This is a genomic window from Nocardia sputorum (assembly GCF_027924405.1).
Lineage (GTDB): Bacteria > Actinomycetota > Actinomycetes > Mycobacteriales > Mycobacteriaceae > Nocardia > Nocardia sputorum.
This window is the reverse complement of the sequence record NZ_AP026978.1, coordinates 6,275,119-6,294,407: the sequence shown is the minus strand read 5'-3', so window position 1 is coordinate 6,294,407 and position 19,289 is coordinate 6,275,119. Positions and strand designations below refer to the sequence as shown.

General features: G+C 67.6%; 22 protein-coding genes and 4 tRNA genes. 17 read left to right on the top strand and 9 right to left on the bottom strand.

What is annotated here, in order from left to right:
- Positions 1 to 98: 98 nt before the first annotated feature.
- The 3 genes from QMG86_RS28205 to QMG86_RS28195 form a co-directional block, all read right to left on the bottom strand.
- Positions 99 to 743, bottom strand: a complete 645-nt coding sequence (locus QMG86_RS28205; RefSeq protein WP_281881167.1) for a demethylmenaquinone methyltransferase — start codon at positions 741 to 743, stop codon at positions 99 to 101.
- Between the two features lie 133 nt (positions 744 to 876).
- On the bottom strand, positions 877 to 2,019 hold the full coding sequence (locus QMG86_RS28200; RefSeq protein WP_281875750.1) for a glycosyltransferase family 4 protein: 1,143 nt from the start codon (positions 2,017 to 2,019) through the stop codon (positions 877 to 879).
- A gap of 105 nt (positions 2,020 to 2,124) precedes the next feature.
- Entirely contained in the window at positions 2,125 to 2,595 is a 471-nt protein-coding gene (locus tag QMG86_RS28195; protein ID WP_281875749.1) for a DUF3592 domain-containing protein, read from the bottom strand.
- 39 nt (positions 2,596 to 2,634) lie between these two features.
- Between QMG86_RS28195 and QMG86_RS28190 the strand changes: the two genes are divergently transcribed.
- Positions 2,635 to 3,141 carry a DUF2505 domain-containing protein gene (locus QMG86_RS28190; protein WP_281875748.1) on the top strand — a complete coding sequence of 169 codons (507 nt, stop codon included), beginning with the start codon at positions 2,635 to 2,637 and terminating at the stop codon, positions 3,139 to 3,141.
- A gap of 41 nt (positions 3,142 to 3,182) precedes the next feature.
- Here QMG86_RS28190 and QMG86_RS28185 read toward each other — a convergent pair whose 3' ends face one another.
- From QMG86_RS28185 to QMG86_RS28175, 3 genes are read right to left on the bottom strand one after another with little or no spacing between them, the layout of a single operon-like run.
- Entirely contained in the window at positions 3,183 to 3,620 is a 438-nt protein-coding gene (locus QMG86_RS28185; RefSeq protein WP_281875747.1) for a VOC family protein, read from the bottom strand.
- Between the two features lie 58 nt (positions 3,621 to 3,678).
- Positions 3,679 to 4,107, bottom strand: a complete 429-nt coding sequence (locus QMG86_RS28180; protein WP_281875746.1) for a helix-turn-helix transcriptional regulator — start codon at positions 4,105 to 4,107, stop codon at positions 3,679 to 3,681.
- Positions 4,108 to 4,121: 14 nt separating this feature from the next.
- On the bottom strand, positions 4,122 to 5,390 hold the full coding sequence (locus tag QMG86_RS28175) for a geranylgeranyl reductase family protein (protein ID WP_281875744.1): 1,269 nt from the start codon (positions 5,388 to 5,390) through the stop codon (positions 4,122 to 4,124).
- A gap of 223 nt (positions 5,391 to 5,613) precedes the next feature.
- Between QMG86_RS28175 and QMG86_RS28170 the strand changes: the two genes are divergently transcribed.
- Positions 5,614 to 6,645 (top strand): polyprenyl synthetase family protein, encoded by a 1,032-nt coding sequence (locus QMG86_RS28170; protein WP_281881165.1) that lies wholly within the window; start codon positions 5,614 to 5,616, stop codon positions 6,643 to 6,645.
- Positions 6,646 to 6,739: 94 nt separating this feature from the next.
- Complete coding sequence (gene htpX / locus QMG86_RS28165) at positions 6,740 to 7,621, top strand: zinc metalloprotease HtpX (RefSeq protein WP_281875743.1); 882 nt, start codon at positions 6,740 to 6,742, stop codon at positions 7,619 to 7,621.
- Between the two features lie 12 nt (positions 7,622 to 7,633).
- On the opposite strand, the gene QMG86_RS28160 is transcribed toward htpX, so the two are convergent.
- A complete protein-coding gene (locus QMG86_RS28160; RefSeq protein ID WP_281875742.1) occupies positions 7,634 to 8,098 on the bottom strand; it encodes a MarR family winged helix-turn-helix transcriptional regulator in 465 nt (154 codons plus the stop codon).
- 127 nt (positions 8,099 to 8,225) lie between these two features.
- Between QMG86_RS28160 and QMG86_RS28155 the strand changes: the two genes are divergently transcribed.
- Positions 8,226 to 9,254 (top strand): nitroreductase/quinone reductase family protein, encoded by a 1,029-nt coding sequence (locus tag QMG86_RS28155; protein WP_281875741.1) that lies wholly within the window; start codon positions 8,226 to 8,228, stop codon positions 9,252 to 9,254.
- Here QMG86_RS28155 and QMG86_RS28150 read toward each other — a convergent pair.
- Positions 9,245 to 9,736 (bottom strand): YajQ family cyclic di-GMP-binding protein, encoded by a 492-nt coding sequence (locus QMG86_RS28150; protein WP_039802015.1) that lies wholly within the window; start codon positions 9,734 to 9,736, stop codon positions 9,245 to 9,247. The genes QMG86_RS28155 and QMG86_RS28150 overlap by 10 nt on opposite strands.
- Positions 9,737 to 9,910: 174 nt before the next feature.
- Between QMG86_RS28150 and QMG86_RS28145 the strand changes: the two genes are divergently transcribed.
- The 11 genes from QMG86_RS28145 (at position 9,911) to QMG86_RS28095 (ending at position 15,970) form a co-directional block, all read left to right on the top strand.
- Positions 9,911 to 9,993: transfer RNA gene (locus QMG86_RS28145), tRNA-Tyr, on the top strand.
- Between the two features lie 627 nt (positions 9,994 to 10,620).
- Positions 10,621 to 10,693, top strand: a tRNA-Thr gene (locus QMG86_RS28140).
- Between the two features lie 76 nt (positions 10,694 to 10,769).
- Positions 10,770 to 10,845 (top strand) — tRNA-Met (locus QMG86_RS28135).
- 42 nt (positions 10,846 to 10,887) lie between these two features.
- On the top strand, positions 10,888 to 11,058 hold the full coding sequence (gene rpmG / locus QMG86_RS28130) for a 50S ribosomal protein L33 (protein ID WP_011211653.1): 171 nt from the start codon (positions 10,888 to 10,890) through the stop codon (positions 11,056 to 11,058).
- 183 nt (positions 11,059 to 11,241) lie between these two features.
- Positions 11,242 to 12,309 carry a fused (3R)-hydroxyacyl-ACP dehydratase subunits HadA/HadB gene (locus tag QMG86_RS28125; RefSeq protein ID WP_281881164.1) on the top strand — a complete coding sequence of 356 codons (1,068 nt, stop codon included), beginning with the start codon at positions 11,242 to 11,244 and terminating at the stop codon, positions 12,307 to 12,309.
- Positions 12,310 to 12,531: 222 nt separating this feature from the next.
- Positions 12,532 to 12,604 (top strand) — tRNA-Trp (locus QMG86_RS28120).
- A gap of 99 nt (positions 12,605 to 12,703) precedes the next feature.
- Entirely contained in the window at positions 12,704 to 13,102 is a 399-nt protein-coding gene (gene secE, locus QMG86_RS28115) for a preprotein translocase subunit SecE (RefSeq protein WP_281875739.1), read from the top strand.
- Positions 13,103 to 13,221: 119 nt separating this feature from the next.
- Complete coding sequence (nusG, locus tag QMG86_RS28110) at positions 13,222 to 14,010, top strand: transcription termination/antitermination protein NusG (protein ID WP_281881163.1); 789 nt, start codon at positions 13,222 to 13,224, stop codon at positions 14,008 to 14,010.
- Between the two features lie 98 nt (positions 14,011 to 14,108).
- The gene (gene rplK / locus QMG86_RS28105) at positions 14,109 to 14,543 is read left to right on the top strand and encodes a 50S ribosomal protein L11 (protein WP_040783829.1); all 435 of its coding nucleotides are present in this window, start codon (positions 14,109 to 14,111) and stop codon (positions 14,541 to 14,543) included.
- Between the two features lie 75 nt (positions 14,544 to 14,618).
- Positions 14,619 to 15,332, top strand: coding sequence for a 50S ribosomal protein L1 (rplA, locus tag QMG86_RS28100; protein WP_063017222.1), 714 nt, complete (start codon positions 14,619 to 14,621; stop codon positions 15,330 to 15,332).
- Between the two features lie 98 nt (positions 15,333 to 15,430).
- A complete protein-coding gene (locus tag QMG86_RS28095) occupies positions 15,431 to 15,970 on the top strand; it encodes an NADPH-dependent FMN reductase (protein ID WP_281875736.1) in 540 nt (179 codons plus the stop codon).
- Between the two features lie 107 nt (positions 15,971 to 16,077).
- Here QMG86_RS28095 and QMG86_RS28090 read toward each other — a convergent pair whose 3' ends face one another.
- Positions 16,078 to 17,700: an MFS transporter gene (locus QMG86_RS28090; RefSeq protein ID WP_281875735.1), complete on the bottom strand. Its 1,623-nt coding sequence runs from the start codon at positions 17,698 to 17,700 to the stop codon at positions 16,078 to 16,080.
- 441 nt (positions 17,701 to 18,141) lie between these two features.
- On the opposite strand from QMG86_RS28090, the gene rplJ reads away from it, so the two are divergent.
- On the top strand, positions 18,142 to 18,681 hold the full coding sequence (rplJ, locus tag QMG86_RS28085; RefSeq protein WP_195084069.1) for a 50S ribosomal protein L10: 540 nt from the start codon (positions 18,142 to 18,144) through the stop codon (positions 18,679 to 18,681).
- Positions 18,682 to 18,736: 55 nt separating this feature from the next.
- On the top strand, positions 18,737 to 19,117 hold the full coding sequence (gene rplL / locus QMG86_RS28080; RefSeq protein ID WP_040696004.1) for a 50S ribosomal protein L7/L12: 381 nt from the start codon (positions 18,737 to 18,739) through the stop codon (positions 19,115 to 19,117).
- Positions 19,118 to 19,289: the final 172 nt, after the last annotated feature.

Below are 19,289 nucleotides of genomic sequence, written 5' to 3'. Positions count from 1 at the left end.
ACCGCCGATTGCGCGGGATTTACCCCGCGTTATCGCCAGGTGACATTCCACCTCACCGTGCTCGAAATCGGCGGTGAGGTGTGACCGAGGTCTCCGGCTCAGCCGAGTTTGTACGCCCGATGCAGCGCGACGACGCCTCCGGTGAGGTTTCGCCACTTCACCGACGACCACCCGTTCGCCGCGATCCGCATCGCCAGCCTGCGCTGATTGGGCCAGTCCGAGATGGATTCGGCCAGGTAGACGTAGGCTTCGGGGTTACTGCTCACCACGCGCGCCACTTTGGGCAGCGCCTTCATCAGATACTCCAGATACACCGTGCGGAACAGCGGGAGAACCGGCGCGGAGAACTCGCACACGACCAACCTGCCGCCGGGCTTGGTGACCCGCAGCATCTCGCGCAACGCGAGGTCGGTGTCGGCCACATTGCGCAGCCCGAAGGAGATCGTCACCGCGTCGAAGGAGTCGTCGGCGAACGGCAGCGCCATGGCGTCGGCCGCCACCATCGGCACGTCGCGGAAACGGCCCGCGCTGAGCATGCCCTTGGAGAAGTCGGCCGCCAGGCACCAAGCGCCGGACTTCTGCAGCTCCAGCGTCGATACACCGGTGCCGGCGGCGAGATCGAGCAGCCGTTCGCCCGGCCGCGGCGACAGCGCCCTGCGGGTCGCCCAGCGCCAGTAGCGATCCTGCCCCGCGGAGATCACCGTGTTGGTCAGGTCGTATCGCCGGGCGACGCCGTCGAACATCGCCGCGACTTCGCGCGGCTGCTTGTCCAGCGAGGCCCGGTTCGATTGCGTTTTCGCCACGCCAAGACCCTAACTCGCGGTCTGTTACGAACCGAGCGCGGCGCGTGGATACTTCCGTCACGCCGGAGCGGCCTCAGGCCGTATGCGGCAACCGAATCCGCGAGCCGGTCACTTCGGCGTAATGGCCCATCAGCTGGGTACAGATGGCGGGCCAGGTCCGGGACAGCACCGACTTCCTGGCCGCAGCGGCGAAGCGGTTGCGCAGCTCCGGATCGTGCAGCGCCCCGACGGCACTGGGCAGCAACTCGCCGAAGCGATCCACCGGAAGCAGGTAGCCGTTGCGGCAGTGGGCGATCAGGTCGCGCGGACCGCCCGCGTCGGGGCCGATCACCGGGACACCCGACGCCAGGGCCTCCTGCACGCCCTGGCAGAACGTCTCGTGCTCGCCCGCGTGCACCATCACGTCCAGGCTCGCGTACGCCCGCGCCAGCTCGTCGCCGCCGAGTTCGCCGGTGAACACCGCCGTCGGCATCAGTCGTGCCAGCCGCTTGCGTTCCGGCCCGTCGCCGACGATCACCAGCTGGACATCGGGGTCGGCGCCCAGCACCGCCAGCCGCTCGACATGCTTTTCCGGCGCCAGCCGCCCGACGAAGCCGACCAGCAGCCGGTCCCGGCCCGCGCGCCAGGCGTCGCGCAGCTCGGCGGAGCGGGCGCCGGGCGTGAAACGCGCGGTGTCGACACCGCGTCCCCACCGGTGCACGCGCGGAATGCCGTGCCGGGCCAAATCCTCGGCAGCCGCCCGGGACGGCGCGAGCGTCCGCGTGGCGCCCTCGTGGATACGCCGGGTCCAACCCCACGCGGCACGACCGGCCAGCCCGAGCCCGTAACTCTTGGCGAAGCCGGCGACGTCGGTCTGATACACCGCGACGGTCGGCAGATCCAGCCGCAGCGCCGCACCCAGCCCGCCCGCGCCGAGCAGGAACGGCGAGGCCAGGTGCACCACGTCGGCGTCGAAGTCCTCGATGGCCGAGACGATGCCCGGCTGCGGCAGCCCGACCGGCAGCGAACTGATCTTCGGCACCATGACCGCGGGCACCCGATGGACCTGGAAACGCTCGTACTCGCGCGGCGCGGCGGGCTGACCACGCGGGGTGTCGGGCGCGATGATCAGCGCGTCGTGCCCGTGCCGGTCCAAGTGCTCCAGCACCCGCAGCACGGAGTTGACGACGCCGTTCATATTCGGCAGGAACGACTCCGCGACGATCGCTACACGCACGTCCCCAGCCTGACCGGTGCACCGCGCCGCGCCGCCACACCGAAGTGAAGCGCACGGAAAGATCCGGCGAACTGTCGGGGCGCCGCGGGTCGGCGCGACGGGAGTTCAGGCCTGCGGCGCGGGCCGAGCCACCGGCTCGGGACGACGGTTCCCGCGCGAGAGCAACCACAGCGTGGGCAGCGCGAGCAGCCACACCACCACGATGACCGACAGCGCGGGCGGAATCGCGACGCGCACGTCGCGGCCTTCCACGCGCACCAGGTCGGGGTCGCTGCGGCTGTATTCCACCCGGATCCGTTCACCCGCGGTCAGGTTGGTCGGGTACAGCACGCCGACCTTCGGATTGTGCGTCTCGCCGTCCGGTGTGACGTACATGACCGCCGAGCGCAGCCGCCCCGCCGAGAGCACTTCGGCCGTGGTGCTGCCCTTGTCCGAGCTGATCAGGTAGTCGTTGCGCCACGCGGCCAGCACCAGCAGCCCGACGAGTACGCTCACCGCCGTCGCGGCGATCAGCACCCCGATCCCGGCCCGTCGCAGGCGGATCGGCCGCCCCGTGGACTGGCTGGTTTCCGACACCGCCACAGGCTACCGACCGGCTCGGCTACGGTGGCGGCCATGTCCCGAAAATTCAGCTTCACCGTGCCATATACCGTCCCGGTCGAAGATCTCCACCGGGCACTCACCACCGACGACGTCTGGCGGGCCCGCTTCGCCGACGCACCGACCGCGACGCTGGATCTGTCGCACCCGGACGGCGCGGGCACCATTCGCATCCATATGACCGAAAAGGCCGCCGAGGACAAGGTACCCACGCTGGTCCGCAAGGTGCTCAAGAGCGAGCTCACCTTCTCCCGCACCGACAACTGGCAGGCGCTGGTCGGCGAGGTCGCAAAAGGCACCTTCGAGGCAAGCACCGGCGGCATCAACACCGCGATGTCCGGGTCCTACGAGATCCGTTCCACCGCGGAGGGATCCGAGCTCGAGGTGGCGGGCACCGTGCAGGTGAAGGTGCCCGTGGTCGGCGGCGCGATCGAGCCGCTCGCCGAGCAGTTGCACCATCGGGTGCTCAACAGCGAGCGCAAATTCATCGAGGAGTGGTTGTCGGCGAAGCCGACCGCCTGAGCGCACGTTGCCCCGGCCCGGCCGGGGCAACGCCGTCGGGCCTAGGCGAAGTCCTGCGGCGCGTACTCCTTCGGCTCGACCAGGACCAGCCAGTTCCCCGAGTTGTCCCGGATGATCGCCTCGGTGCCGTAGGGCCGTTCGGCGGGCGGCTGGACGAACTCCACGCCCTTGGCGGTGAGTTCCTCGAAGGTCTTCTGGCAGTTCTCCGTCCGCAGGCCGAGGGAGCCGTGGGTGCCGTTGGCCAGCGCGCGCCGGACGGCGTCGGCGTAGTTCTCATCCAGCGGCGGACCCGGGAGCATCAGGGTGATCTCCAATTCCGGATGCGCGGGATGCGCGACGGTGACCCAGCGGAAACCGTTGTCGCCCATCGTGACGTCGCTGGTCTCGACAAACCCGAGCTTGTCGACGTACCACTCTTTCGCGGCGGTTTGGTCCGTGACGTACACCGTGACCAGGGAAACATTCGTAATCGTCGTCATGCGGGCCAGGCTATGGCGGCCGCCCCGGCACCGGCTTCTCCGAAATTGCGCCGTTTGCTCAGCCGCGCGGCTTGCGGTCGGAGAGCCCGTGCATGAAGACGAAACAGCCGGGAATGCGCGGCGCGCCGTCGGCGAACTTCGCCTGGTAGTCCGACGGCGTGACGCCGACCAGCTGCCGGAACTTGCTGCTGAACGAGCCGAGGCTGCTGTAGCCGACCAGCATGCACACCTCGGTGACGGTGAGATTGGTCGCGCGCAGCAGGTCCTGGGCGCGTTCGATGCGCCGCTCGGCCAGATACGCGGCCGGGGTCAGGCCGTAGACGGCGGCGAACGCGCGCAGGAAGTGGTATTTCGACACCCCGGCGGCCGCCGCGAGCCCGTCCAGATTCAGCGGGTCGGCGTAGTGCCGGTCGGCCAGGTCCTTGGCGCGGCGCAGATGCGGCAGCAGATACAGCGCGGGCGATCCGCGCGCTCGTCCTCCGCTCATCGCGCCTCCCGTGCCTAGGCGAACGGCGGACGCTCGTCGAAGCGCAGCGACGCCCGGCCCGCCATCCGCCAGGCGCGCGCGGTCAGGTCGACGTCCTCGTCGGTCACCAGGTTGCCCATCACCCGGACGGCCGTGCGCTGCAAGTACTTCGACCGCAGCACGGGAGGGCCGCCCAGCGGCACCATGCGCGGATGCGTGGCCAGGCCCGCGATCCGCCGGGCGACCGAGAACGTGCGTCCGTAGCGGGCGCGCAGCACCTGCGGCCAGATCGCGCCGAGGTCGGGTTCGTCCAGCAGGTCGGCCAGCATGTGACCGCCCTCCAAGCCGTAATCGATGCCCTCGCCGTTGAGCGGGTTCACGCACCCGGCGGCGTCACCGATGAGCACCCAGTTGCGGCCCGCGACGTTCGAGACCGCCCCGCCCATCGGCAGCAGGGCCGAGGACACCGCGCGCAGCGAGCCTTCGAATTGCCATTCCTCCCTGCGCAGCGCGGTGTAGTGCGCCAGCAGCGGCTTCAACGCGATATGCGAGGGCCTGCGTTCCGTCGCCAGCGACCCGACACCGATGTTCACCTCGCCGTTGCCGAGCGGGAACACCCAGCCATAGCCGGGAACCAGCTCGCCGGAGGCATCGCGCAACTCCAGGTGGGAGGTGATCCACTGGTCGTCGCTGCGGCCGGACCGGATGTAGGCCCGCGCCGCGGTGCCGTACGCGTACTGCCGATGCCAGACGCGGCCGAGCAGCCGCCCGATCGGTGAACGCACGCCGTCGGCGACCACCAGCGTCCGGCAGGCGATCGCGCGCGTGCCGTCGGCCGTCCGCACCGTCACGCCCGTGACCCGGTCGCCCTCGCGGGTGACATCGACCACTTTCGTGCCGTCCACCATGCGCGCACCGGACTTGACCGCCGTTTCGCGCAGTTTGTCGTCGAGTTCGGTACGCGGAACCGCGCTTCCGTACGTCGGGAAGGACCCGCCCGGCCAGCTCAGCAGCGCCTCGCGGCCGAAGCCGGTCATCCGGAGGCCGTGGTTGACGATGTGCGCGCGCACCCACTCGCCGAGACCGAGCTGCTCCAGTTCCGCGGTGGCGCGCGGGGTCAGCCCGTCGCCGCAGGTCTTGTCCCTGGGAAAGACGGCGGAATCGAGGAGCACCACGTCCCGTCCCGCCCGAGCCGCCCAAGCCGCCGACGCCGATCCGGCCGGGCCCGCGCCGACGACCAGCACCTCGGCCCGGCTGGGCAACGCGTCCTCGTCGCTCGCGGGACTCGCTTCCGGTGAACCCATGCGCTCCATACTCGCAGGGCCGTCACACCCATGTCGACGGCGGTCGCGCTCGCGTCGTGGACGATCACCGCCGACGCGCCGCGATCGTGGCCGATCCACCACAGAGTGACGGTGTTCATGGGCCATCCGGCGGTGACACGCTAGGTTCTCTACCGTGGGGTCGGACGCATCGCTGGGAGAAGAAATGAGCACATCGGCCATGAGCGAGCGCAGCGAGCGAATCATGGACACGGCGCACGGCGGAGCCGGGAGCGACGTGAGCACGGTCGTGGCCGGAGTCGACCTCGGTGACCGCGCGCTGGCCGACACCGTGCGCAACGGGCTGGCCGAAGTGGAGAGACTCCTCGTCGACGAACTCTCCGACGGTGCGGAATTCCTCCAGGAAGCCGCGCTGCACCTGGCCAAGGCCGGCGGCAAGCGCTTCCGCCCGCTCTTCACCATCCTCACCGGGCAGCTCGGCCCGCGCCCCGCCGACCCCGCGCTGATCACGGCGGGCACCGTCGTCGAGCTCGTGCACCTGGCCACGCTCTACCACGACGACGTGATGGACGAGGCCCCCATGCGCCGCGGCGCTCCGAGCGTCAACTCGCGGTGGGGCAACAACATCGCCATCCTCGCGGGCGACTACCTGTTCGCGCACGCGTCCCGGCTCACCTCCACCCTCGGCCCCGACGCGGTGCGCATCATCGCCGAGACCTTCGCCGAACTGGTCACCGGTCAGATGCGCGAGACCATGGGCGCTCGGGAGTCGCAGGACCCGGTCGAGCACTACCTGCGCGTGGTGTGGGAGAAGACCGGATCGCTGATCGCCGCTTCCGGCCGCTTCGGCGGCACCTTCTCGGGGGCGGACCCCGAGCACGTCGAGCGTCTGGCCCGCCTCGGTGACGCGGTCGGCACCGCCTTCCAGATCTCCGACGACATCATCGACATCTCCTCCGCCTCCGAGCAGTCCGGCAAGACTCCCGGCACCGACCTGCGCGAGGGCGTGCACACCTTGCCGGTGCTGTACGCGCTGCGCGAGGAGGGCGCCGACGGCGATCGCCTGCGCAAGCTGCTGGCCCGTCCGCTGGAAACCGACGACGAGGTGGACGAGGCGCTCGCCCTGCTCGCCGACTCGCGCGGCATGACGCTGGCCAAGGAGAAACTGCAGGGCTACGCCGACCTCGCCTACGCCGAGCTGTCCGCCCTGCCCGGCGGCCCCGCCAACGACGCGCTCGAGCGGCTGGTTCGCTACACCATCGAACGCGTGGGGTGAGCGCGGCGGGGATGCACCGGAACTTTGCCTGGAGCTTCTATCGTTTATCTGCTGTAAGGCGACTCGGTGAACGGGGGAGCGGCAAGGGAGACGTATGCACGGGCACGGGTTTGCGAACGGGCTGAAGACCTTCGGGCTGATGGTGGGCCTGTCGGCCCTGATCGTGGTGATCGGCGCGCTGTTCCGCAACCCGACGATCCTCGTCGTCGCGATCCTGCTCGCGGTGGGCATGAACGCCTACGCGTACTTCAACAGCGACAAGATCGCGTTGAAGGCCATGCACGCCCAGCCGGTCAGCGAGCTGGAGGCCCCGGTCATGTACCGGATCGTGCGGGAGCTGGCCACCATCGCGCGGCAGCCGATGCCCCGGCTGTACATCAGCCCGACGAACGCGCCCAACGCCTTCGCCACCGGACGCAATCCCCGTCACGCCGCGGTCTGTTGCACCAGCGGCATTCTGCAGCTCCTCGACGAGCGGGAATTGCGGGCCGTGCTCGGTCACGAACTCTCGCACGTCTACAACCGCGACATCCTCATCTCCTCGATCGCGGGTGCGCTCGCGGCCGTCATCTCCGGCGTGGCGAACCTGGCCATGTACCTGTCCATGTTCGGCGGCAACCGCAACGGCGAGGGTCCGAACGTGCTGGCCGTGCTGCTGGTCTCGCTGCTCGGCCCGATCGCCGCGACGCTGATCAAACTGGCCGTCTCGCGTTCGCGCGAATTCCAGGCCGACCAGTCCGGCGCCGAGCTGACCGGCGATCCGCTGGCGCTGGCGTCCGCGCTGCGGAAGATCGAACGCGGCGTGCAGACCGCCCCGCTTCCGCCCGAGCCGCGGCTGGCGTCGCAGTCGCACCTGATGATCGCCAATCCGTTCCGTGCGGGTGAGCGGGTCGCGCGCTGGTTCTCCACGCATCCGTCGATGAACGAACGCATCGCCCGGCTCGAGGAGATGGCGGGCGGCCCGCGCCGGCACTGAGCCCGGGAACGCTCAATCGTCCAGGGCCAGCTGGTCTTCGTAGGCGCGAAACGTCTCGACGAACAACTGCCGCTGCTGCGCGGTGAGCGGCTCGAGCACGGTGCGCCAGGCGCGAGCGCTGCGTCCCAGCCATTTGTGCACGGCTTGCTCGTGCGCCGGTGCGATGGCGACGATGGTGCGCCTGCGGTCGTCCGGGTCCGCGCCGCGTTCCAGCACACCCTGCTTGCTGAGTTCGCCGACCATCAGGCTCACCGTCGTCGGCGCCACCTCCAGGCGGGCGGCGAGATCCGTCACCGTGGTCGGTCCGTCGAACACCAGATTGGCCAGCAGCGACAGGTGCCGAGGCGCCAGCGAGAACGACTCCAGTTCCTTCGGAACGCCCAATTTCTTGGCCCGTCCCACCACGCGCGGCATCAGCAGCAGCAGCGTGCGGATGCCCTCGTCCACGCCGAGTCCCGGCCGCTCCTCGGTTGACATGCCGACCGCCTCCCAATAGCCTTTGTCTACAAAATAGTTTTGCTTGCAAAGCAAAACTCGCACATCGTCATCAGGCTATAACCAGCGGTCGCGGCGTTTGCGTCGTGCCGCGGAAGGGGTGTCGGATATGACTGATCCGGAGCGCAGCGGGCCGAAGGAGTTCAACCGGGCGATCATCGCGGAGTTCCGCGCGAACGCCGGCCGCGTCGGCGGAATGTTCGAGGAAGCGCCGCTGCTCCTGCTCACCACCGTCGGCGCGAGAACCGGACGCGCGCACACGGTGCCGATCGTCTACCGCCGCGACGGTGCGCGCGTCCTGGTGTTCGGGTCCAATGCGGGCGCGGACACCCATCCGGCCTGGTTCCACAACGTGCGTGCGAATCCCGAGGTGACCGTCGAGATCGGCACGGGGGAGCGGATCGAGACCTACCTCGCGAACGCACGAGTGCTCGAGGGCGGCGAGCGGGACCGGCACTATGCCGCCCAAGCCGGCGACGATCCCGCCTTCGCCGCCTATCAGGCGGCGACCGACCGGATTATCCCCGTCGTAGCGTTGGAGCCGGTCACGCGTCCTGGGCTCGGCAGGCGCCGCCTTCTGGCGGCAGCGGGAGCCACCGCCGGCGCCGTGGCGGGCGTCGCGGGTGCGACAGCGCTGACCGGATCGCCGGACAGGGCGACGCCCGCGCGGCAGCGCGCCGCGGCCGTCGGCGATCACCTCCGGCACGTGCATGCCCAGCTGCGCCGTGACCTCGCCACCGTCCGGACGGGTCTCGAGCAATACGTACGGGCACCGGGCGTGGCGGGCAAACCGGCGCTGCCGCGGGATCTACGCGCCCATTGCCTCGCGTTCTGCGGCGCGCTCGGCGAACATCACACCAGCGAGGACGGCGTCTTTCCCGCCCTTGTCCGGCTGCATCCCGAACTCGCGCCCGTGATCGACCGGCTCAACCGCGAGCACGGTGTGGTCGCCACCGCGCTGACCGAGCTACGGGAACTCCTCGACGCGCCGGAACCCGGCGATCCGGCCCGGCTGCGCGCGGACTTCGATCGCCTCGCGACGGAACTGGAGACCCACTTCACCTATGAGGAGGACACCCTCGTGGACACGCTGAACGCGACCGATCCCGCCGCGCTGCGGGCCGGCGGTCAGCGGTAGTTGACGAACTGCAGCGCGATGCCGAAATCCTCGCCCTTCAGCAGGGCGATGACGGCCTGCAGATCATCGCGCTTCTTGCTGCTCACCCGCAGTTCGTCGCCCTGGATCTGCGCCTTCACGCCCTTGGGGCCTTCGTCCCGGATCTTCTTGGAGATCTTCTTCGCGTGCTCGGAATCGATGCCCTGCACCAGCGAACCGGTGATCTTGTACACCTTGCCGGAGGAGACCGGCTCGCCCGCGTCGAACGCCTTCAGCGAGATGTCGCGGCGGATCAGCTTCTCCTTGAACACCTCCAGCGCGGCCTTCACACGCTCCTCCGCCTCCGCGGTGAGCACGATCTTGTCCTCGCCGGACCATTCGATCGACGCGCCGGTACCGCGGAAGTCGTAGCGGGTGTTGAGCTCCTTCTCCGCCTGATGCAGAGCGTTGTCGACCTCCTGCCGGTCGACCTTGCTCACAACATCGAAAGACGAATCAGCCACGCTGCGCTCCTGTTCTGACAGTCCGACGGGTGAGCTGAGCCCGATGCTTACAGCCACCGTCAGTTCTACCCGGAGACCCGAGGGTAGTCGCGTCGCAGGGCCGATAGCCAGCCGGTTTGCATTCAGGGTGCGGGTTCGATGTATTCTGCTCAGCGCGCGAAACAATGCGCGAACGGCAGGTTGCCCGAGCGGCCAATGGGAGCAGACTGTAAATCTGTCGGTGAAAGCCTACGTAGGTTCGAATCCTACACCTGCCACTCCGCTCACCAGGCGAGCCCTGTACGCAAAAAGCGCGTACAGGGCTCGCTTCGTAATGTCCTGTGGGGGTGCAACCCCCACACCCCGCCCGGCGGGGCTTCGCCCCCCGGACCCCCTCGCGGTGGTTGCTTCGGTCACGCCTGTTGCGTCGTCTTGTGGTGGCGATCGACCGACTTTTTCCTCGGCCGCGTTGTGTGTCTCAGCACAACCCGACGCATGTCCCATGTCTTCGCGTCGTCGCATCGACCCGCTTCGTTCACCGAGTGATCGGTTCGACTGATCGGTCCGGTCTGCGGACCGTAGCTTCTTCTCGTTGGCTTCGATCTGGCTCGATTCGTCGAGACGTCTGACTTCCGGTCGGGACGTATTGCATTTTCGTGGCATCGTGTGTGATCGCCTGCACGTCATGTTCGCGTTCGAGGGCGGCCACGTTCGCGTTCGATAACCTGAGGGTTGCGCTGGCGAACTGGAGTGAAGGCCCGGAGGCTGCGGAAAGTTGCGGCCACGCGCCCGAAAACATGCCTTTGACCACCCGGTTTGGTGCTGAGACCGGTGAGTGTGTAACCTCGTTCAAGACTTCACCGCGCTGAGGTCGAGTGTTCGAGGCTCGGTGCGGAAGTAGTCATGCCCCCTTAGCTCAGTCGGCAGAGCGTTTCCATGGTAAGGAAAAGGTCAACGGTTCGATTCCGTTAGGGGGCTCGCCGGATTGCCGGTGGTGACCGACTCGGCATCGCTCCCGTAGTGCGGGCTCGGCACCATGGCAATGCGACGCCGTGGCGGTGTAGCTCAGTCGGTAGAGCAAACGACTCATAATCGTTGTGTCGCCGGTTCAAGTCCGGCCATCGCTACCACAACCGATACAAGCCCATCAGGTACCGGAAAGAAGGCATATCGTGGCCGCGAAGTCCACCGATGTCCGGCCAAAGATCACCTTGGCCTGCGAGCAGTGCAAGCACCGCAACTACATCACCAAGAAGAACCGGCGTAACGACCCGGATCGTCTGGAGTTGAAGAAGTTCTGCCCGAACTGCGGCACGCACCGGGCGCACCGCGAATCCCGCTAGTCCTCCACGCGTGAACTACCGCGTGGTCTAACGCCGGGAGTCGCCTCCCGGTATCTCGGGCCGTGGCACCGCGAGGGCCGGACAACTGTCCGGCCCTGACGCATTTTCACGGTGTGGGTGCGGTGGTGAGCGCTCCGCAGACTCCGGGTGACGGGGTCAGATAGGTACAGTCCTCCCGTGACAATCAACACCGGTACAGACGAAGCGGTCCAGACGGGCGAGACGCTCGACCCCGCGGCGAACGCCGCGGCGATGGTCGGTCACCACTACCGCGTCGACGACTACTACGAGGTCGGCCGCGAGAAGGTGCGTGAATACGCCCGCGCCGTGCAGGACTACCACCCGGTGCACTGGGACGAGGACGCGGCGCAGGAGTACGGCTACGACAACCTGCTCGCGCCGGTCACCTTCATCTCCCTGGTCGGGATTCTCGCGCAGCGCAAATTGTTCGAAGAGGTCGTCACCGGCTACGACCTCAGCCAGATCATGCAGACCGACCAGATCCTGGAATTCCATCGCCCGATCAGGGTCGGCGACCAGCTCACCTGCGATGTCCACCTGCATTCGTTCCGGCAGGCCTTCGGCGGCGACATCATCGTGACCAAGAACATCGTCACCGCGCAGAACGACGAACTGGTGCTCACCACCTACACCACGCTCGTCGGCCGCAGCGGCGGCGACATCGACCCGAACCTCAACGCCGCCGTCCGCAACGTGCTCATGCACGGCATCGGCGAGGACGCGCCGGGGCACCACCCGCGCACCTCGCTCGCGGTGACCGAGGCGCCCGCACCGGTCGTACCGCCCGCGGAAGGGGTGCGCACGAAGCACGCCATCCGGTTCGAGGACGTCTCGGTCGGCGACGAGCTGCCCGCGCGCATCGTCCGGCTCACCCGCGGCGACCTGGTGAACTACGCGGGCGTCTCCGGCGATGCCAACCCGATCCACTGGAGCGACGAGGTGGTGAAGCTGGTCGGCCTGGAGAACGTCGTCGCGCACGGCATGCTGACCATGGGTCTCGGCGGCGGATTCGTCACCTCGTGGCTCGGCGATCCCGGCGCTGTCAAGGAGTACAACGTCCGCTTCACCAGCCCGGTCTACGTGGGCTCCGAGGAGGCGGCCGAAATCGAGTACACCGGTAAGGTGAAGTCGGTCGATCCGGAGAACCGGACCGCGGTCGTGGCCATCGTGGCGAAGTCGGCGGGGAAGAAGATCTTCGGCCGCGCCACCGCGACGGTGCAGCTCGCCTGACCAGGGACAGCGACCCGGATTGGCTAATGGCGCGCACGGTAACGTACACTCAGGTTTCTGGGGTCGCCAGCCGCTGCGCGCTGCTCTGAGGGGCTGGTTCCAGGCGGTCCGCGCGGATCGCCCACGGGGCCGGCAACTGCCGGAGCGGCGCGCGTGTTGTGTGACACCAGGACACAACTGAATATCGGAACAGTGGTTGGACAGCCAACACCGTCCAACCGAAGGGGCGTAGCTCAACTGGCAGAGCAGCGGTCTCCAAAACCGCAGGTTGCAGGTTCAAGTCCTGTCGCCCCTGCCCTGGATGCCAGCGACGAGAGAGGATCGACGTGAGCGAGCGAGCAATTCGCACGGCGCGCATCGCGCACGACGGCACCAAACGGAGCGAGGAGAAGGCGTGAGCGACGAGCGGGACACTCGCCGCGGCGCACATGCCGCCGACGAAGGCGATGGCACCGCCGCAGCGACACGACCGAGCGGAAAGCGGTCCGCCCGGCGGACTCGCACTGGATCCTCACAGGTCGACACGGGCGCTATCGCCACGCTCGACCGTCCGTCGCGGAAGGCAACCAAGGCGACCGATCGGGCCGAACGCAAGAAGTCGGGTAATCCGTTCAAGCGTTTGATCAAGTTCCTGCGTGAGGTCATCGCGGAACTGCGCAAGGTGATCTGGCCCAACCGGAAGCAGATGGTCACCTATACGAGCGTTGTTCTGGTGTTCGTGATTTTCATGGTCGCGTTCATCAGCGGGTTGGATCTGGCGTTCATCAAGGGTGTCAACTGGCTGTTCGGCTAGCTGAACGACGCCGACGCCGGTAGCCGATCCCGGGGCGGACACGGGTGGCAGTGATGTCGCCGCGCGCCCGGCCCGGCACGCAGAGGATGTACGTGACGACACAGGAAGCGAGTGCCCCAGTGAGCACCCCGGAGAACGACACACACGACAAGTTCCCGGCCGACGACGCGGTGGCCGAGCCCACCGACTCCGTCGAGGAGTTCGCGACCGACGAGCCCGCGGTCGAGGAATCGGAGCCCGCTGAGTCCGCCCCTGCCGCCCCGATCGATGCCGAGCCCGCCGATCCGGTCGCCGAGATGAAGGCAGCGCTGCGGCGCGCCCCCGGCGAGTGGTACGTCATCCACTCCTACGCCGGCTACGAGAACAAGGTGAAGGCCAACCTCGAGACCCGCGTGCAGAACCTGGACCTGGAGGACTACATCTTCCAGGTCGAGGTGCCCACCGAAGAGGTCACCGAGATCAAGAACGGGCAGCGCAAGCACGTCAACCGCAAGGTGCTGCCCGGCTACATCCTGGTCCGCATGGAGCTCAACGACGAGTCGTGGGGCGCGGTGCGCAACACGCCCGGCGTCACCGGCTTCGTCGGCGCCACCTCGCGTCCGTCGCCGCTGTCCATCGACGACGTGGTGAAGTTCCTCGTCCCGGCCGCGCAGCAGCAGAAGAAGCCCGCCGCGGCGGCCGCGGCGGCGTCCACCGAGACCGCGGGCGGCGAGGTCGCGCCGAAGCCGGTCATCGAGGTCGACTTCGAGGTCGGCGAGTCGGTGACCGTGATGGACGGTCCGTTCGCGACGCTGCCCGCCAGCATCTCCGAGGTCAACGCCGAACAGCAGAAGCTCAAGGTGCTCGTGTCGATCTTCGGCCGCGAGACTCCGGTCGAGCTGGCGTTCACCCAGGTCGCGAAGATCTAGATCCGTTCCGTCGACGACGGGATGAGTCGGCCCGCGCGCCGCGGGTCGAGTCAGCAGACTTGCAAAGAGCAAGGGACACCAACACCTAGGAAAGAAAGATGCCCCCCAAGAAGAAGAAGCTCGCCGGGATCATCAAGCTTCAAATCCAGGCCGGCCAGGCGAACCCGGCCCCTCCGGTCGGCCCCGCGCTCGGTCAGCACGGCGTCAACATCATGGAGTTCTGCAAGGCGTACAACGCCGCGACCGAGTCGCAGCGCGGCAACGTCATCCCGGTCGAGATCTCGGTGTACGAGGACCGGTCGTTCGACTTCAAGCTGAAGACCCCGCCCGCCGCCAAGCTGCTGCTCAAGGCCGCAGGCGTGCAGAAGGGCTCGGCCGAGCCGCACCGCAACAAGGTCGCCAAGGTGACCATGGACCAGGTGCGCGAGATCGCCAAGACCAAGCAGGAAGATCTGAACGCCAACGACCTCGATCAGGCGGCCAAGATCATCGCGGGTACCGCGCGTTCGATGGGCATCACCATCGAAGGCTGAGCGGAATCGCTCCCTGGTGGGAGGGCCGGCCAGGCCCGATAACCACGTCTGAACTATCGAACAGGACAGAGAATCATGGCAAAACGAAGCAAGGCGTACCTCGCCGCGGCCGAGAAGGTCGATCGCACCAAGCTCTACTCCCCGCTGGCCGCCGCGCGCCTGGCGAAGGAGACCGCCACCACCAAGACCGACGCGACCGTCGAGGTCGCCGTGCGTCTGGGTGTGGATCCCCGCAAGGCAGACCAGATGGTCCGCGGCACGGTCAACCTGCCGCACGGCACCGGTAAGACCGCCCGCGTCATCGTGTTCGCCGCGGGCGAGAAGGCCGCCGAGGCCGAGGCCGCCGGCGCGGATGCCGTCGGCGCCGAGGATCTGATCGAGCGGATCCAGGGCGGCTGGCTGGACTTCGACGCCGCGATCGCCACCCCGGACCAGATGGCCAAGGTCGGCCGGATCGCGCGTGTTCTCGGCCCGCGCGGCCTGATGCCGAACCCGAAGACGGGCACGGTCACCACCGACGTGACCAAGGCCGTCAACGACATCAAGGGCGGCAAGATCAACTTCCGGGTCGACAAGCAGGCCAACCTGCACTTCGTCATCGGCAAGGCGTCTTTCGACGACAGCAAGCTGGTGGAGAACTACGGCGCCGCGCTGGACGAGATCCTGCGGGCCAAGCCGTCGACCGCCAAGGGCCGCTACGTCAAGAAGGTGACGGTCTCGACGAACACCGGACCGGGCATCCCGGTGGACCCGAACCGCACCCGCAACCTCCTCGACGAGGACGCGTAAGCAGCGACTGAGCACCACCGCAATGGCGGGAACGCGTTTCGCGTTCCCGCCATTGCTGTTTCCGGACTAATTCGCCCGGCAACGTGGTTGGGTTCGATGTGACAGTCGTCCTGTTGATATCCGGCAGCACTCGCGCCGCGTCCACCAATTCCGCCGCATTGCGCACGGTCTCAGCGATTGCCCCGGACGGGATCAGAACCCGGTGGTACGACGGCCTCGCGGCCTTGCCCGCCTTCAACCCGGACGACGACGGCTCGGCGCATCCGCCGGTTCTCGCGCTGCGGGAACAGCTTTCGGGATCGGATGCGGTCCTGTTCTGCACCCCGGAATACGCGGGCACGCTGCCAGGCAGTCTGAAGAACCTGCTCGACTGGACAGTGGGCACCGGTGACCTCTACGAGAAGCCGGTCGCGTGGCTCACGGTCGCGCCGCTCGGCCGGGGCGACGGCGCGTCGGCGACGCTGCGCAGCGTGCTCGGGTACGTAGGCGCCGACATCGATCTCGACGCCTGCGTGCGCCTACCGGTGCTTCGTGAGGACGTCGGACCGGACGGACTGATCGCCGGCGCCGAATTCCGGTCCGGTGCGTCCGAGGTGCTGCGCCGACTCGTCCGGCATGCGCAGCGCGCAACGTCCTGAGAACGCCACGCGCCGGTACACGGACGGGCAATCCGTGTACCGGCGCCCCGCCGCCCGTATCCAGCCCAGGCGCGGCATCCTGGGCCGGCGGCGGTGTCGAGTCGGCGCTATGGCGCCGGATCTTCCTGCGGCTCAGCGGATTTGCGCCATCCGAGCAGGACGGAATCGCGGTCCGGGACGCCCCAGGGCAGGAAGATCGCTACCAGGACCGCGCACCCGACGACCGCGCTCGCGGCCACCAGCGACGCGGCATGCGAACCCTGGAGCATCGCCGTCTTCATGGCGATGATCAGGTTCTCCCGCTGGGTCTCGAAGAACGGGGCCAGCGGTCGTTTGCGCATTTCGATGACGCTCAGCAGGCTGGCTTTCACCAGGCCCTTCTCGGTGTCGTTCATCAGCCCGGCCGGTACGGCATCGATACGCGGCCCGATCCGGGTGCTGTAGTACGAGGCCACGATCGAGCCGAGCACGGCGACGCCGAGCGTGCCGCCGATCTCGCGGGTGGTGTCGTTGACCGCCGACCCGGCGCCCGCCTCGTTCAGCGGAAGCGAGCCCATGATGGATTCGGTGGCCGGGCCCTGCACGATGGCCAAGCCGAGCGCCATCGAGACCATGGACGGCAGCACATCGGTCACATAGGCGCTGTCCACGGTCACCTGCCCACCGAGATACAGGCCGAGACCGGTCAGCAGCAGACCGAACACGATGATGGACGTGGCGCTGAGGCGCTGGGCGAGCAGCGTGGCGATCGGCGCGCCGATCGCCACCGAAAACGCGAAAGGTAAAGAGACGATGCCGAATTCGAGCGGCGTGTACTCCCGGACGCCCTGAAAGTACTGGGTGATCAGGAAGAGGAATCCGAACATCGAGAAATAGCAGACCGCGATGGCCAAGGCGGGCATCGAGAAACGGCGGTCGCGGAACAGCCGCATATCGAGAATGGGGGCGGCGGTGCGTAATTCCCACGCGACGAATGCGGCGATCAGCACGACGCCGAACGCCCCGACGCCGAGTGTGGTCGCCGACAGCCAGCCATGGCGCGGCGCTTCGATAATCGACCAGACCACCAGCGTGATGCCCGCGATGGACAGCGCGATGCCGAGCACGTCGAGCCGTCCCACCCGATCCGATCGCGATTCGGGTACCCAGATCAGGGTGGCTGCGAAGGCGATTAGCGCCGCGGGCACGTTGATCCAGAACACCGCGTGCCAGCTGAAGTGCTCGAGCAGCCATCCGCCCGAGATCGGGCCGATGGCGATCGCGAAGCCCGCCATGGCCGTCCACGCGGCGATGGCGAGCGCGCGCTCCCTGCGGTCGGTGAAGATGTTGATGATCAGGGCGAGCGTCGCGGGGAAGACGGCGGCGGCGAAGACGCCCATGGCGGCGCGTGCCGCGATGACCGCTCCCATGGAGTCCGATAGCGCGCCGCCGATCGACATGACGGCCACGCCGATCAGGCCGATCATCATGACGCGGCGGCGGCCATAGCGATCGCCGAGGTTGCCGAAGGCCAGCAAGAGCCCGGCGAAGCTCAGCGTGTACGCGTCGACGACCCATTGCAGGCCGCTGATGCCGGTGCCGAGTTCGACTCCCAGGGAGGGCAGCGCCACGTTGACGATGGTGTTGTCCAGGACGACCAGCAGTTCCGCCAGGCAGATCACGGCCAGAGCGACGAAGCGCGCGGTACGTCGTTCCAGCAGCATCGGTGGATCGACTATGGAGGTTGCCATAGCCCCGAAGCCTAGGCGGTAAATGTCACTCGAAGTAACAGATTCTTGGGCGATGTCCGCCACAGTCAAGAGAAAATGTGATGCCAGACACGATTGTCAGAGTGTGGCGAAGTGGCAATCACGCTCCGCGCGGGGGCCGTTTTGGCAGATGGGAATCCCTCCGGGTACATTGGAGGTCAGTTATCGACGAGTTCGATCGCTACCCAATCCGTTCTACCGAAGACCGTTGGTCGCCGATCCCGTATGGGTTCGGTCGAAGGTCCGGCGACATTGCCGGCGGCCCACGCAGGGAGAGCCGAGGCTGGGAATTGATCCGGGCATGCTCCGGATCGATTTTCTGTTGCGCCCCGGAACGCTCTGCGTTCGGGGCGTTTGTTTTGTCGCCGGCCCCTGATCGGTAGTTCGCGTACACGAACCGACCAATCAGAGAGGAGGCGAAGTATGGCAAAACCCGAGAAGGTCACCGCGGTCGAGGAGATCGCGGAGCAGTTCAAGAGCTCGACGGCCACCGTCGTCACGGAATACCGTGGCCTGTCGGTCGGCAAGCTCACCGAGCTGCGGCGCGCGCTCGGCGCCGACGCCACGTACTCCGTCGCCAAGAACACCCTGGTCAAGCGTGCCGCCGCTGAGGCGGGCGTGGAAGGCCTCGACGACCTGTTCGTCGGGCCGACCGCGATCACCTTCATCACGGGTGAGCCGGTCAACGCGGCCAAGGCCCTGAAGACCTTCGCGAAGGACAACAAGGCGCTCATCATCAAGGGCGGCTACATGGACGGCGCTCCGCTGTCCGTGTCCGAGGTCGAGCGGATCGCCGACCTGGAGACCCGCGAGGTGCTGCTGGCCAAGCTGGCGGGCGCGCTCAAGGGCAACCTCACCAAGGCCGCCGGTCTGTTCAACGCTCCCGCCTCGCAGGTGGCCCGCCTGGCCGCCGCGCTGCAGGAGAAGAAGCAGGCCGAAGAAGGCGCAACGGCCGCCGAGTAATTCCGTGCGGCACGACTCGCCCGCATAGACAGCAACTACCGAAAGGAAAACAACAATGGCCAACGTTGACGAACTGCTCGAGACCTTCGGCAACATGACCCTGCTCGAGCTGTCGGACTTCGTGAAGAAGTTCGAGGAGAAGTTCGAGGTCACCGCGGCCGCTCCGGTCGCCGTCGCCGCCGTCGGCGGTGCCGCCGCTCCGGCCGAGGCCGCCGAGGAGCAGGACGAGTTCGACGTCATCCTCGAGGGTGCCGGCGACAAGAAGATCCAGGTCATCAAGGTGGTCCGCGAGATCGTCTCCGGCCTGGGCCTGAAGGAGGCCAAGGACCTCGTCGAGAGCGCTCCGAAGCCGATCCTGGAGAAGGTCGCCAAGGATGCCGCCGAGGCCGCCAAGGCGAAGCTGGAAGAGGCCGGCGCCAAGGTCTCGGTCAAGTAATTCACGACCGAACACGCCGAACGGGCGGTCCCCTTCGTGGGGCCGCCCGTTCGCGTTTTCCGGCTATCTCGCCGCTATTGCTGATACCAAAAGGATTGCGGAGTTACTCCGCAGTCAGGTAGGGGTGTGCCCCGTCTCGCTCATGAGTTACAGTGACCGAACCCACACGTGA

What these genes read in the sequence shown, in the direction of transcription:
- QMG86_RS28205 (WP_281881167.1), bottom strand. Translation starts at nt 743, where the DNA reads ATGTTCGACGGCGTCGCCCGGCGATACGACCTGACCAACACGGTGATC.
- QMG86_RS28190 (WP_281875748.1), top strand. Translation starts at nt 2,635, where the DNA reads ATGTCCCGAAAATTCAGCTTCACCGTGCCATATACCGTCCCGGTCGAA.
- QMG86_RS28185 (WP_281875747.1), bottom strand. Translation starts at nt 3,620, where the DNA reads ATGACGACGATTACGAATGTTTCCCTGGTCACGGTGTACGTCACGGAC.
- QMG86_RS28180 (WP_281875746.1), bottom strand. Translation starts at nt 4,107, where the DNA reads ATGAGCGGAGGACGAGCGCGCGGATCGCCCGCGCTGTATCTGCTGCCG.
- QMG86_RS28175 (WP_281875744.1), bottom strand. Translation starts at nt 5,390, where the DNA reads ATGGGTTCACCGGAAGCGAGTCCCGCGAGCGACGAGGACGCGTTGCCC.
- QMG86_RS28170 (WP_281881165.1), top strand. Translation starts at nt 5,614, where the DNA reads ATGGACACGGCGCACGGCGGAGCCGGGAGCGACGTGAGCACGGTCGTG.
- htpX (WP_281875743.1), top strand. Translation starts at nt 6,740, where the DNA reads ATGCACGGGCACGGGTTTGCGAACGGGCTGAAGACCTTCGGGCTGATG.
- QMG86_RS28160 (WP_281875742.1), bottom strand. Translation starts at nt 8,098, where the DNA reads ATGTCAACCGAGGAGCGGCCGGGACTCGGCGTGGACGAGGGCATCCGC.
- QMG86_RS28155 (WP_281875741.1), top strand. Translation starts at nt 8,226, where the DNA reads ATGACTGATCCGGAGCGCAGCGGGCCGAAGGAGTTCAACCGGGCGATC.
- rplK (WP_040783829.1), top strand. Translation starts at nt 14,109, where the DNA reads ATGCCCCCCAAGAAGAAGAAGCTCGCCGGGATCATCAAGCTTCAAATC.
- rplA (WP_063017222.1), top strand. Translation starts at nt 14,619, where the DNA reads ATGGCAAAACGAAGCAAGGCGTACCTCGCCGCGGCCGAGAAGGTCGAT.
- QMG86_RS28090 (WP_281875735.1), bottom strand. Translation starts at nt 17,700, where the DNA reads ATGGCAACCTCCATAGTCGATCCACCGATGCTGCTGGAACGACGTACC.
- rplJ (WP_195084069.1), top strand. Translation starts at nt 18,142, where the DNA reads ATGGCAAAACCCGAGAAGGTCACCGCGGTCGAGGAGATCGCGGAGCAG.
- rplL (WP_040696004.1), top strand. Translation starts at nt 18,737, where the DNA reads ATGGCCAACGTTGACGAACTGCTCGAGACCTTCGGCAACATGACCCTG.